General features: G+C 69.4%; 18 protein-coding genes. 16 read left to right on the forward strand and 2 right to left on the reverse strand.

The genetic code is table 11. The annotated features are described in order from the left end of the window. Position 1 precedes the first annotated feature (1 nt). From HBH26_RS17405 to HBH26_RS17415, 3 genes are read left to right on the forward strand one after another with little or no spacing between them, the layout of a single operon-like run. On the forward strand, positions 2–1504 hold the full coding sequence (locus HBH26_RS17405) for an ADP-ribosylglycohydrolase family protein (protein ID WP_168135916.1): 1503 nt from the start codon (positions 2–4) through the stop codon (positions 1502–1504). Positions 1505–1548: 44 nt separating this feature from the next. Further along, complete coding sequence (locus tag HBH26_RS17410; protein WP_168135917.1) at positions 1549–1899, forward strand: hypothetical protein; 351 nt, start codon at positions 1549–1551, stop codon at positions 1897–1899. A gap of 42 nt (positions 1900–1941) precedes the next feature. Continuing rightward, positions 1942–2445 (forward strand): RES family NAD+ phosphorylase, encoded by a 504-nt coding sequence (locus HBH26_RS17415; RefSeq protein ID WP_168135918.1) that lies wholly within the window; start codon positions 1942–1944, stop codon positions 2443–2445. 3 nt (positions 2446–2448) lie between these two features. Here the strand turns inward: HBH26_RS17415 and HBH26_RS17420 are convergent, their stop codons facing one another. Further along, on the reverse strand, positions 2449–2694 hold the full coding sequence (locus tag HBH26_RS17420) for a hypothetical protein (protein ID WP_168135919.1): 246 nt from the start codon (positions 2692–2694) through the stop codon (positions 2449–2451). Between the two features lie 79 nt (positions 2695–2773). On the opposite strand from HBH26_RS17420, the gene HBH26_RS17425 reads away from it, so the two are divergent. From HBH26_RS17425 to HBH26_RS17475, 11 genes are all read left to right on the forward strand, one after another. Then, positions 2774–2974, forward strand: coding sequence for a hypothetical protein (locus tag HBH26_RS17425; RefSeq protein WP_168135920.1), 201 nt, complete (start codon positions 2774–2776; stop codon positions 2972–2974). 72 nt (positions 2975–3046) lie between these two features. Continuing rightward, complete coding sequence (locus HBH26_RS17430; RefSeq protein WP_168135921.1) at positions 3047–4540, forward strand: DUF2779 domain-containing protein; 1494 nt, start codon at positions 3047–3049, stop codon at positions 4538–4540. Positions 4541–4543: 3 nt separating this feature from the next. Continuing rightward, a complete protein-coding gene (locus HBH26_RS17435) occupies positions 4544–4789 on the forward strand; it encodes a hypothetical protein (protein WP_168135922.1) in 246 nt (81 codons plus the stop codon). Then, the gene (locus tag HBH26_RS17440) at positions 4698–5132 is read left to right on the forward strand and encodes a hypothetical protein (RefSeq protein WP_168135923.1); all 435 of its coding nucleotides are present in this window, start codon (positions 4698–4700) and stop codon (positions 5130–5132) included. The genes HBH26_RS17435 and HBH26_RS17440 overlap by 92 nt, the downstream gene beginning before the upstream one ends. A gap of 101 nt (positions 5133–5233) precedes the next feature. Next, positions 5234–7339, forward strand: coding sequence for an AAA family ATPase (locus HBH26_RS17445; RefSeq protein WP_168135924.1), 2106 nt, complete (start codon positions 5234–5236; stop codon positions 7337–7339). Beyond that, on the forward strand, positions 7336–7488 hold the full coding sequence (locus tag HBH26_RS17450) for a hypothetical protein (RefSeq protein WP_168135925.1): 153 nt from the start codon (positions 7336–7338) through the stop codon (positions 7486–7488). Before HBH26_RS17445 ends, HBH26_RS17450 begins: the two co-directional genes overlap by 4 nt. Before the next feature lie 26 nt (positions 7489–7514). After that, a complete protein-coding gene (locus HBH26_RS17455; protein ID WP_168135926.1) occupies positions 7515–7652 on the forward strand; it encodes a hypothetical protein in 138 nt (45 codons plus the stop codon). Positions 7653–7656: 4 nt separating this feature from the next. Further along, positions 7657–7797, forward strand: a complete 141-nt coding sequence (locus HBH26_RS17460) for a hypothetical protein (protein ID WP_168135927.1) — start codon at positions 7657–7659, stop codon at positions 7795–7797. A 103-nt stretch (positions 7798–7900) separates the two neighbouring features. Beyond that, complete coding sequence (locus HBH26_RS17465; protein WP_168135928.1) at positions 7901–8413, forward strand: hypothetical protein; 513 nt, start codon at positions 7901–7903, stop codon at positions 8411–8413. Positions 8414–8515: 102 nt separating this feature from the next. Further along, positions 8516–10234 carry an AIM24 family protein gene (locus HBH26_RS17470; protein WP_168135929.1) on the forward strand — a complete coding sequence of 573 codons (1719 nt, stop codon included), beginning with the start codon at positions 8516–8518 and terminating at the stop codon, positions 10232–10234. 39 nt (positions 10235–10273) lie between these two features. After that, on the forward strand, positions 10274–10672 hold the full coding sequence (locus tag HBH26_RS17475) for a hypothetical protein (protein ID WP_168135930.1): 399 nt from the start codon (positions 10274–10276) through the stop codon (positions 10670–10672). A 6-nt stretch (positions 10673–10678) separates the two neighbouring features. Here HBH26_RS17475 and HBH26_RS17480 read toward each other — a convergent pair whose 3' ends face one another. Next, the gene (locus HBH26_RS17480) at positions 10679–11224 is read right to left on the reverse strand and encodes a hypothetical protein (RefSeq protein WP_168135931.1); all 546 of its coding nucleotides are present in this window, start codon (positions 11222–11224) and stop codon (positions 10679–10681) included. A gap of 166 nt (positions 11225–11390) precedes the next feature. On the opposite strand from HBH26_RS17480, the gene HBH26_RS17485 reads away from it, so the two are divergent. Both HBH26_RS17485 and HBH26_RS17490 read left to right on the forward strand, forming a co-directional pair. Continuing rightward, positions 11391–11879 carry an exonuclease domain-containing protein gene (locus tag HBH26_RS17485; protein WP_168135932.1) on the forward strand — a complete coding sequence of 163 codons (489 nt, stop codon included), beginning with the start codon at positions 11391–11393 and terminating at the stop codon, positions 11877–11879. Beyond that, complete coding sequence (locus HBH26_RS17490; protein WP_168135933.1) at positions 11876–12310, forward strand: hypothetical protein; 435 nt, start codon at positions 11876–11878, stop codon at positions 12308–12310. The genes HBH26_RS17485 and HBH26_RS17490 overlap by 4 nt, the downstream gene beginning before the upstream one ends. Positions 12311–12409: the final 99 nt, after the last annotated feature.

Genomic DNA, 12409 nt, shown 5'->3' on the forward strand with positions numbered 1-12409 from the left:
CATGACCGCCCGCACCAGCCGCACCCACCCGCTCCAGATCGCCACGATCCCGGTCGGCGAAGGCGCCATCGGCGTCAGTTTCTGTCCCGGTAAGCAGCAGTGTTCGGCAATGTCTGGCGTGTGGGCGCGCGATCTCGACGTTGATCTCGACGCGGTGAAGGCGTGGGGTGCGGCGGCGGTGGTGACGCTGGTCGAGGCGCACGAACTCGCCGCGCTCAAGGTCGAGCGGATGGGGGAGGCGGTGACGGCGCGCGGGATGCGCTGGTTCCACCTGCCGATCCCCGACGTGACCGCGCCCGGCCCCGCGTTCGAGGAGGCATGGCGGCGTGACGGCGCGCTGATCCGCCAGCTGCTGCGCCAGCACGAGCGCGTGTTCGTCCACTGCAAGGGCGGGCTCGGTCGGGCCGGGACTGTTGCGGCGCGGCTGCTGGTCGAGCTGGACCGCGCATCGCCAGATGAGGCAATTGCGCTGGTCCGCAAGGCGCGCGGGGCGGGCGCGATCGAGACACGCGAGCAGGAGGCGCATGTGCGGAGCATCACGCCGGTGCAGGATGCGGCAATTACCTACACAGCGGGGGGCTCCGCTGTAACGAGCAACGCATCCGGCAGCCGTGAGGATCGCGCGGTCGGCGCGTTGCTCGGGCTCACCGTGGGTGACGCGGTCGGCACCACGCTCGAGTTCCAGCCGCGTGACAGCTACCAGCCGCTTACCGACATGATTGGTGGCGGGCCATTTCGGCTGCCGGTCGGCGTGTGGACCGACGATACGAGCATGGCGCTTGCGCTCGCCGACAGCCTGACGGCGGGTGGCACGCTCGACCCCGAGGACCTGATGCGCCGCTTCGTGTCGTGGTGGCGCGAGGGCAGCTACAGCGCCACCGGCACCTGCTTCGACATAGGCAACGCCATCTCCGCCGCGCTCGCTCGGTTCGAGCGCAGCGGTGATCCGATGGCGGGCTCCACCGACGCGATGAGCGCGGGCAACGGCTCGCTGATGCGCCTGTCGCCCGTCGCGATCTGGGGCGTGCGCGCGGGCGAGGCGGCGACGCGCGCCGCGGCGCGCGAGCAGAGCGCCACCACCCACGCCGCCGCCGCCTGCCTCGATGCGTGCGAGGGCTACGCGCTGATCCTGCGCGCCGCGATCCTGGGTGCGCCGTTCGCCGAGGCGGTGCGGGTAGGGGAGGGCGTCGGCGCCGACCCGATCGCCGCGATCTTGGCGGGCGGCTGGCGCGGCAAGGCTCGCGGCGAGATCAAGTCCTCCGGCTATGTCGCGCACAGCCTGGAAGCGGCGCTGTGGTGCGTGGCCAAGACGGAGAACTACCGCGACGCCATCCTGCTCGCCGCCAATCTCGGCGACGACGCCGACACCACCGCCGCGATCACCGGCCAGCTCGCCGGCGCGCTCTACGGCGCCAGCGGCATTCCGGAGGACTGGCGCAGCAAGGTGGCATGGGGTCGGCGCATTGCGAGCATGGCTCTGGCGCTGCTGAACGGCGGTAATTGAACCAACACGCTTTCAGGTGCATATAACAGGCAAGGAGTGCACCCATGCTTGCCGCTTTTCTCGACGATATCCGCGACCACGACATGATCGCGCCGCGCCGCATGGCCGAGCGGCTGCGCCTTCCCATGTCGCGTCTCGCCAAGCTGGCGCACGTCAATCGCAACACCATGACCGCCAAGCCGGAGAGCCCCGCGGTGCAGGCGAAGCTCGGCGAGATCGCGCGGATCATCGCGCGCGCGGCGGAGCTGGCTGGGGACGAGGGCCGCGCGATCATCTGGTTCCGGCATCAGCCGATTCCCGGCTGGGGCAAGACAGCCGAGGAGCTGGTGGAGGAGGGCTATGCCGGCGCCGTGATGGAGGATCTCGAGCGCATGGCTGCGGGCGTTTACTCGTGACGGCGGTAAAGCAAGCCTGCGTCGCGGTTTAGCCACGCCGCCATGACCTATCCCACACGCCCCTTCACCGGTCGAGCGTGGCGTATGATCTCGCCGCTCTACCATCGCGATCCGTTCTCGGGCGAGGGCGCGCGATTGTGGGGCGGACGCTGGAACATGAAGGGATGGCCCGCGCTCTACCTCGCCACCGATCACCCGACAGCGATCGCTGAGTATCTGCGCGGCTTCCCGCGGCCAGGAACGCTCGTCCCCTATGACGTGGCGGCGAACACGGTCGCCGATCTGACCGGCGACGATCCGCAGATCGCCGAGGCGCTGACGTGTGACTGGGCCGCGATCGCGCGGGTGGACGGGACGGTGCCGCCCAGCTGGGCCTTGGCGCAGGAGTTGATTGCGGCTGGTGCGGCCGGAGCGCTGGTCCCCTCAGTGCAGCAGCGCGATGGCGGGGTGAACCTCGTTCTGTGGCGCTGGCACGCGGCGGGCGGAATGGGGGAGGGCGCGGCGCTGACCCTGCTCGACCCGGATGCTGCGCTCATCGGTCGCTGACCGCTACAGCCCGCGCACCGTCACCCACGCCAGCGCGGCGATCACCAGCGCCGCCGCGACCGCCAGGCACCCGCTCGTCGTTCGGTCTGCCCGCCGCTGCGCCCGCCCGCGCGCCGCCTCCTGCTCGGCCGGCGTCATCGCGGAGAAGCGCCGGTAGCTCCCCCGCAGCCAGCGCCACGCCGCCCACGGCAGCAGCAGCCCCGCCGCGGCGAACGCGAACAGCGATAGCGGCAAGACCGGATCGATCATCGCACCCTCCTTCGCCCGCGCGTCGGCGCGCGTCCAGCGCACGACCGCTCCTGTCGCGCCCCCGCTGCAACTCCCGCGCATGACCCGCCGCTACATCTGCCCCGCCTGCCGCCAGCGCCGCGGCGTGGACATCGACTTCGGCTACCCGACACCCGAGCTGTTCGACCTCGCCGAGCGCGGCGAGGCGGTGATCGGCGGGTGCGTCCTCCCGCTGATCGGCGAGCCCGAGCGCCAGTGCCTCGCATGCGGTCACCGCTGGGCGATACGACGCCGCCGCTGACGCGCACGACCGCTCCTGTCGCTGGTGCCGGGCACCGACCCCTGCAACACTCGGCATTCAAGGGGAATCGTCATGCGCCGCCACGGCCTGTCCAAGTCCAAGCTCACCTCCTACGCGCAATGCCCCAAGCGGTTGTGGCTCCAGGTTCACCGACCTGACGTGGCGCAATATGACGACGGCGCGGAGGCGCGCTTCGCCGCGGGGCACGCGATCGGCGACGAGGCGTGCCGGCAATGCTCCGCACGGCATGATGGGCGAGGCGTAATGGTCGAGGCCGAGCCGACCCTTGCCACCGCGCTCGCCACCACCGCGGCGCTGCTCGCCGCCGGCCACGACGCGCCGATCTACGAAGCGACGTTCGAGCATGACGGCGTGCTGGTCCGCTGCGACGTGCTGGAGCCCGACGGGGCAGGGGGCTGGCACATGGCGGAGGTGAAGTCCTCCACCCGCGCGAAGGACTATCACCGCGCCGATCTCGCGACGCAATTGTGGGTCGCGCGCGCGAACGGCCTGCCCGTCAGCTACGCCGCGGTGCGCCACGTCGACACGTCGTTCGTGCTGGAGCGCGAGGGCGAGCTCGACGGCCTGTTCGCCGACGCCGACCTGACGCACGATCTGGCCGACGAGCTCGCTGCCGTCCCGGAGCTGGTCGCAGGTGCGCGTGCGACGCTGGCGGCGGCGGAGCCGGCGGCGGTGCCGGGCGACCAGTGCCATGCGCCCTTCGCGTGCGAGTTCGACGCCTATTGCCGCGCCGCGCTGCCGCCCGGGCCCGAATGGCCGGTCGAGGTGCTGCCGAACGGCGCGGGCAAGAAGTGGCGCGCGGCCGGCATCGCGGACGTGTTCGCGGTCGAGGCGGGCCAGCTGAAGGGCAACGCGCGCCGCGTCCACGCCGCGACCGTCTCGGGCGCGCCCGACCACGACGCGGCCGGCGCGCGCGCGGCGATGGCGGACTGGGCGTTCCCACGCACCTGGCTCGACTTCGAGACGATTGCTCATGTCATCCCGCGCTGGATCGGCACGCGCCCCTACGAGCAGGTGCCGTTCCAGTTCACCGCGATCGTCGAGGACGGGAGGGGAGGGGACACGCTCCACGAATACCTCAGCCTCGACGGCACCGACCCGCGCCGCGCGTGCGCCGAGGCGCTGTGCCGCCTGCCGCGAGAGGGCGCGGTCATCGCCTACAATGCGTCGTTCGAACGCGGCGTGATCGACAAGCTCGCCGCCGCCTTCCCCGACCTCGCGCCCGTGCTGGAGAGCCTGTCCGCGCGGCTCGTCGACCTGCTCCCGGTCACCCGCAACCACTGGTATCACCGCGACCAGCGCGGCAGCTGGTCGATCAAGGCGGTGCTGCCGACGATCGCGCCACACATGGACTACGCCATGCTCGAGGTGAAGCACGGCGGCGAGGCGCAGGAGGCATGGGCCGAGGCGGCCGCGGACGGCTGCACGCCCGACCGCAGGGCGGCGCTCGACGCGGCGCTCAGGGCCTATTGCGGACAGGACGTGGAAGCGATGCGCGTGGTGGCGCGGGCGCTGGTTAAAACGCTTAACAACGAAGGAGCATGACACATGCAGCACGAACCATGGGTCGGGTCGAATTACGCGGGCGGACTGGATGGGCAGAAGGTTCTGATCGTCGGCTTTTCGCACTGGGGAGAGCTGGAGAAAGACAACCCAATGATCACGAAGGAGGTGGTGAACGCCTGGGCGCAAGGTGACGAGAATGCGCCGTTTTGTCCCCGCATCCGCAGCTATTTTGGCAACCCCGACGCACAGCGTTGCCTTTGCGAACACGCTGCCGACGCTGGTGGGTGAGGCGGACCAGCGCTATGCAGAGGGCACCAAGGAGCAGCGCGACGCCATTCCAGATCGTGCCTATGACTTAATCGAGCAACTAAAGCCCGACCGCATCTTTGTCTTTTCTCGGCGTGCTTGGTCTTTGTGGCCGCACTACACCGGCAGTCTGCAGAACGGCGTCCTACTCGTTGACGAGGGAGGGGAGTTCGATGCTGGTTCGTATTTACATGCGGATGGAGAGGCAATCGCCTTCGGGTTCCCGCACCCGCAGTTCACACCAGTCGAGCCAACCAAGCGTGCTGTTGCGGCAGCGTTAAAGGCCACGGTAGACACTTTGAGGCCTACAAACGACCATATCTGACGCACCTGCGGCATAAAACCGCACCCAACCGGCGGCCTTCGCGCGGTTCCGTCGGGGCGCTTCATCGGCGCCCGATGTTCTCGCCAGCAATGGAGCCGCGCATGCCGCGTCGTCGTCGTTCGTCCTACCATCCTCTCGGTGCCGCCACCGATCTCTCCGAAGCCTCTGCCGCCGAACGTGCGCTGCTGCGGCGCGCGCTCGTCCGGTCGGTATCGCGCCTGCCGCAGCGGGCGCTCCGCCTCGTTGCGCCGACCGTGCTCGAATTCGTGCGCGACCAGGCGGGCTGGCTCGACGTCGATCTTGGCTCTCACGACTTTGACGTGCTCGATCATCAGCGCGACCCCGTTGGCGATCTATCCCGCCCGGTGCTGGAGGAGGTCTGCGCCGCGCTCGCCGATACGCCGGCCCCGCCCCGCGCCGTCGCGCTGGATCGGCGGATGGACTGGCTCGCCACGACACTCGCGCTCGACGCCGTCGATCGCGCGCTGCTGGGTCTGTTTGCGCGGCATGCGCGCTTCGAGGCGTGGCGCGCGCTCGTGCGGGCGCTGCCCGGGGGCGGCCGGGGGCTGTCGCCAGGTGTCCTGTCGCTGCTGAGCGATCACACTGCCCGAGCGATCGACGCGCGCGTTTCGCCGGGGAGCCGCCTGGTCGCGAGCGGGCTTGTCACCTGCGATAGCGATGGCGACCTCGATGCGGGGCGATTTCTCGTCCGAGTCGCCGGTATGCACACCAGTGCGCCCGAGGCGCTCGCACGGCGCATGCTGCCGCCTGCGCCCGCCTCGACGCTGGGATGGGAGGATTTTTCACACGTCGCCGCGCGCGATCTCGCCGCCAACGCGATCGCCGCCGCGGCGCGTGAGAACCGCGGCGTGAACGTCCTGCTGCACGGCGTTGCGGGCACCGGTAAGAGCGAGCTCGCGCGCGCAATCGCCGACCGCACCGGGCTGGTCGCGGTGTTCGCCGGGCTGGCGGACGATGACGGTGGCGAGCCGACACGGCGTGAGCGGCTCGCGCACCTCAACGTCCTGCGCGGCCTCACCCGCACGTCGCGCCGTCACGTGATCGTCGTCGACGAGGCGGAGGATGTGCTCAACCTCATCCCGACCGACGGGCGCGAGGGCCGGTCGAAGCTGTGGCTCAACCGGCTGGTTGAGGAGGTGCGCGTGCCGACGATCTGGATCGCGAACAATCTCGATCAGCTCGAGGAAACGGTGGTGCGGCGGATGCACCTGGCGGTGTCGTTCACCCTGCCGCCCGAGCCGGTGCGTGCGCGGGTGGTGACGCGCGCCGCTGCGGCGCGGCGCATGGCACTGTCCGAAGGCGAAATCGCCGCGGTGGCGCAGCTTCCAGCCGCGCCGGCGGTGCTGACGAGCGCGGTAGAGGCGGCGCGGCTATCGGGCGGCGGCGGCGAAGCGGCGCGCCGGATCGGCGAAGGGCTGCTGGAGGCGCTCGGCCACCCGCCGCTGCGCGTCGTCCCGCGGCCCGCCATCTACGACCCGTCGCTGGCGCAGGCGGACCAGGATCTCGCGCAGATCGCCGCTCGCCTCGCGGCCACGCCGTCGCGCGGGTGGAGCTTGCTGCTCGCCGGCCCGCCCGGCACGGGCAAGAGCGCCTACGCGCGCCACCTCGCGCACATGCTTGGCATCGAGGTGCAGGAGCAGCGCGGCTCGGACCTGCTCAGCCCCTATGTCGGCGGCACGGAGGCGAACATCGCGCGCGCCTTCCGCGACACCGCCGAGCGCGGCGCGATGCTGCTGATCGACGAGGCGGACACGTTTCTGTTCGACCGCCGCACCGCGACGCGATCGTGGGAGGGGAGCATGGTGAACGAGATGCTGCGCTGGATGGAGCACCACCCCGCGCCGTTCGTCGCGACCACCAACCTCGCCGACACGCTCGACCCCGCCACGCAGCGCCGCTTCACGCTGACCGTTCGCTTCCGCACGCTCACCCCCGCGCGCGCCGCGGCATTGTTCGCCGCGACGTTTGGCTTGGCGCTCCCCGCCGGCGCCCCGCCGCTGGAGGGCGTCACCCCCGGCGACGTCGGCGTGGTGGCAAAGCGCGCGGGCGTGTTGGGCGAGCGCGACCCCACCACGCTCGCCGCCTGGATCCGCGCGGAGGCGGAGGCACGCGGGGCAGGGGGCGCCCGCACCGGCTTCCACCTGCCCGCGCGCGAGCCGGTGCCGCTGCCGCACGATCCGGCATGAGCGCGGACGATGACGCGCTCGCCGTCGCGCGCTGGCTGATGCGCGCGCACCGGCGCCGCTCGCCGTCGTGGCTCGCGCGCACCATGCGCATACCGCATCACCGCGCGGAGGCGCTGCTGGCGCGGCTCGAGGGTGACGACCGCATCTGACGCATGTGAGGGGCAGGCCAAGCGGCATGAAACCGCTCGCACTGCTCATCGCCATTCTCGTGACCTGCTGGCTCACCGCCTCTATCGGCTGGGTAGGGCTGCTCATGCTGGTGCTTGCGACGCACATGACCGCGGCTGTGCTGCGGCTGCTCTTCGGGCGCTGACGCGATGACGATCATTACTCCGCTGATCGCGCTGTTCACCCTGGTGTGGATCGGCGTCGAGGTTGGTTGGCTCTGGTCCTTCGCGATCGTTCTGCTGACGGTGGCTGGGTCCGTTTTCGTCGCCTGGCTCGATCGCCACAGGTGACACTCTGCCGCGCGCGTCGGCAGAGTGTCACCCGCGACAAAGCCGCTCGAGCCGTCACGACAGGGATTCACCTTCCGTTCCCGATGTGCTTGATTCCAACATCATGAGCAGCTTCGACGCCACGCCGCCCAGCCCCGTCCCGCCCGGGAACGTCGGCGCGATCCTCGCCGCGCTGGCGAGCGCCTCCACCCGGCCCCGTTATGCGTTTCTGGTGCTTGGCCTGATCGCGGAGGTCGCGCGCGCGGACGGTCATGCCGGGCCGTGGGTGAGGGCAGGGGAGGGCGAGCGCCTTTCTCTGCGCGACTGGCTCGCGCGCCAGCTCGTGCCGCTCGCCGCGCGCGACCGCCGCCGCACGGCGCTTCGCGCGAAGGTCGCCGCCCGGATCGGCAGCGACGACGATGCTGCGATCGAGGAAGCGCTCGCCGCCGAGGCGCTCGCGGTCGGCCGCGCCAACGTCAGCCGCGCCGTCTCCGACCTCGTTCGCGCGGGCCTCGTTCGCCGCCACTATGCCGGCCGCGTCACCGACCACGCGAACCGCGGCGGGCGGCGGCTGGCTGTCTACGCGGTAGAGCCGCCGGTGCTCAACGCCATCCGCTCGCGCCCGGTGCTGATGTAGCGGCCACGACAAACCCGGTCGCGTGAACGCCGGCCGTGGAATCAACGGCTTGCCACCCACCGCGACCGCGTCTTTGATCTCGCGCAAGGCGAGGGGAAGCGCATGGACGCGGTCGGCAAGGTATTCGGGTGGCTCGGGCGCAAGGGAGTGCTGTATCTTGCGCTTGTCGCGGCTATTGCCGCCAGCACCTTCATCCTGCCTTGGGCAAAGCAGTTTGTCGTCGGCAGGACACCGATTCAGGTGCGTCAACGCGTGCTTGCCGACGCAGCCTCAACGATCGCCGCGGAGCGTCAAGCAGCCATAGCAGCGTTCCGGAAGAACGCTCTCGCGCTGCACCGCACAAGCGTGTCTCGCCTTGACGAGCAAAGGCGAACGCTACGGGCGGAACGCGATGATCTTGCCAAGCGGGTGGTGGCCGGCAAGCCGGCTTGGGCTCTGGCGATTGTCGACCAGAATGAACTGATTGCCATCGAACGCGCTAAGCTGCGGATCAAGGTTATCGACCAGCAGCTCGGGGCCATCTCCACTGCGCGTGCTGCCGTCGTCAGTAAGGGTGCATCCTTGACGGCGGAGGCGGACGTCGCTGCGCAAAAGCGACGTGTCGCAACCCTGATCCCGCTCTGTAATCGAGCCGATGCAAAGGTTTCTAGCTTTGAGCATAGTTGGCGTTGGAAGCTGCGGCGATGGTGGGACAGCGCCGAGCACAAAGCCTTAGTTGCGTATCGAGATAAGCAATGTGGTGCTGCGCGAGAGGCAATCGCAAAGCGTAATCGCGGCCTTCAGGTCGCGCGAAACAAAGCCGACGCAGCTCGCCGTGCTCAGACAGCATTCGTCGTCGCGGCCGACGCGGTTGGCGGGATCCAGCAGGCCGGCGTGGAGCTTGCCTTCGACGCCGAACGCGCACGCGTCGAACTGTCTGGCTCACTCCCCGAACGCCTGCGGGCCTGGTCCGAGCAGTGGCAACTTCCCTGGTTGCTCCGCACCGCCGCAATCGCGCTCGCGTTCATTATCGTCACGCCCTTCCTCATTCGCCTGTTCTGCTTCTTCGTCCTCGCGCCGCTCGCCATTCGCCGTGCCGCAATCCGTCTCCGCATGCCCGACGGCCGCGGTGTCGCCATCGCGCCTGCGGCGCCGTCCGCCACCTCGGTCGCGGTGCGCCTCAATCCCGGCGAGGAGCTGCTCGTGCGACAGGATTATCTCCAGACCAGCAGCCACGCCGGTGCCAAGGGCACGCAGTGGTTCCTCGACTGGACGAAACCAGTCACCAGCCTCGCCACCGGCCTCACCTTCCTCACCCGCATCCGTGGTGATGGCGAGGTGACGACCGTCTCCGCGGTGCGCGACGGCCTGGCCGAGGTCACGACCCTGACACTGCCGGAGGGGGCCTCCTGCGTCCTCCAGCCACGCGCGCTCGCCGCGGTGGCGCAGCCGATCCGGCGGCGGCTGCGCATCACGCGGCACTGGCGGCTCGGCTCGCTCAACGCCTGGCTGACGCTGCAACTGCGCTATCTCGTCTTCCACGGCCCCGCGCGGCTGGTGCTGAAGGGCGGGCGCGGGGTGCGCGTCGAGCGCGCCGAGCAGGGGCGCGTCTTCGGTCAGGACCAGCTCGTCGGCTTCTCCGCCGACCTCGCCTATGCCGTCACCCGCACCGAGACGTTCTGGCCCTATTTCTTCGGCCGCGAGCAACTGCTGAAAGACCGCGTCATGGCGGGTGAGGGCGTGCTGATCGTCGAGGAAGCCCCGCTCACCGTGCGCCGCGGCGAGGTGCGCCGCGGGATCGAGGGCATGATCGACGCCGGCATGAAGGTATTCGGAATGTAAGCGCGCGGTGCGCTATGCTACCATGATGCAGACGGGAGGATGACGATGCGTCGGTATGTGCTCTGGACGGCTGCGGCCGCGTTGACGATCGGTGGTGTGAGCGGCCCGGCCGATGCCGCGCGGCGCAAGGCGCCGGCCCCAACACGCGCGACCACCTGGTGCCAGCGCGCTGGTGCGACCGCCGCCGGTGTCGGTGGCGTGGTAGCGAGCGCGAGCACCCTGGCCAGCACCGCCGGAGTCGCCGCAGTGGCGCACAGTAGCGGGGCCGCGATCGTCTCAACCGTCGGGGCGGGCGGCACCGGCTACGTGGCGGGAACGCTCGGCGGCCTGGGCGCGACCGCGCTCGGCGTGGTAAGCGCGCCGGCCGTCATCGCGACGGCCGCGACGGTGGGGGTCGCGGGGGCAGGTGCCTATGCATGGTGCCGCTACCGCAAGTGAGCGCGATTAGGCGCTAGAGTCGCCACCCACGCGCAAGCAGCCTACCTTGTCCATAGGCGCTGCTGCCGAGCGCCACTGCGCCAGTCGTGTGACCAACCGCTGCCGGTCGCGTCCCAGCGCCCGCGCGATCCGCTGCGCTTCGTCCTCATCTATTACTAGAAAGCTGTGCTCCCCGCCACCGCGCTTAAGCGCCAGCACGGTCAGCACCGCCTGCCATCCACCGTCACGGCCGATCGTCACGCGCGCGTCGCCGTGCGTCAGGAACACGCGCAGTGGCATGTGCGCGACAAAGGCGTCCAACGCCGCGATCACCTCGCCTGCGTCGCTCCCGACGCCTGTCGCTCCCCGCAGCGCCGCGATCCGCTGTCCGAACATGTGCGGCAGCGCAACTCCGCCGGGCTGCACCGAGAGGGTAAGCAGCGCCTCGCTCACCGCCATCTCGATCCGCGCAAAGCTGGAAAGGCAGCGCCCGCGCCAGGCGTTCACCCGGTCCGTCGCATTCTCATGCGCGACGGCGACGGGATCGAGCAGGGCTCCGGCGACGACGTTCATCCCGTCAGCATAGCCCGCGATCGTTTCCACCGGGTTGCCACGACCCTCCGACCACAATCGACCCGGATACTGACCTGACTGGGATGGGACGATGAGGATGGAGCAGCAAGAGGAAGGGAAAAACTCCTGAACGCCTGCTCACCCCGTCACGCCAGCGAGGTGTCACATGACCTACTATCATTACAGCGGTAATCGGCGGGCCGAGCTCCATGCTCGCAAGATCGAACGGCACAGTGATTTTCACGTCCTTCGCCGCTTGCCCAAGCCATCCGAGCTGTGGCTCACGACCTCAGCCGGCGACGACAAGGCTGCGACGATCGCGGTTGTTGACGTCGAGACGACCGGGCTCGACCCGAAGCGACACGAAGCAATCGAGCTTGGAGTGTCGCTGATCTGTCTCAATGAAGAGGGGGCGCTCACCGATGCGACGCCGCCGGTGACGATGCTGGAAGAGCCGACCCGCCCGATCCCCGAAGCGGTTGAGGCACTGACCGGCATCAGCGACGCGATGGTCGCGGGGCGTGGCTTCGACGATGACGTCCTTGAGACGCTTCTCGACAAGGCCGACGTGATCGTCAGCCACCATGCGGCCTTCGATCGGGCGTTTCTGGTTCGCAGGTTCCCTGGATTGACCTGCCGTGGGCCTGCACGGTGAAGGAGCTTGACTGGCGTCGGTTTGGATTGGAGGGAAAGGCACTCGGTCATCTTGTCGCGTCCGCCGGTCACTTCCTCGCCCGCGGCCATCGCGCCGGCGAGGATTGCTGGGCGCTCACCTGCCTGCTCGCCCGGCAGGCATCCGACGGCCGCACCATTGCCGCCCATCTGCTCGATACAGCCCGCCGGCCGAGTTACCGCGTCGTCGCATGGGGTGCGCCGTTCTCGACGCGAGACACGCTTAAAGCGGCCGGTTACCGCTGGAATGCGACGCAGCGGGTCTGGTGGATCGAGGGCGATGGCGAGAAGATCGGGCACGAGGACGCCTTCCTGCGCTCACTGCATGGGGGCACCTCAAGGTTTGTCATATGGACAGCGGCAGTCGGAACAAATGGTCAACAAAAGCCTGAGCGTTGCCGCAAAGTATATTAAGTTTCGTGGGTTTGTGAGGTTGGACGAGTTGGAAGTTACCGGATCACCTCTCGTGATGTTTCACCCGCGGAGCTCGTAGTAGACGATCTGCCATCCATT

Source organism: Sphingomonas corticis (genome assembly GCF_012035195.1).
Lineage (GTDB): Bacteria > Pseudomonadota > Alphaproteobacteria > Sphingomonadales > Sphingomonadaceae > Sphingomonas > Sphingomonas corticis.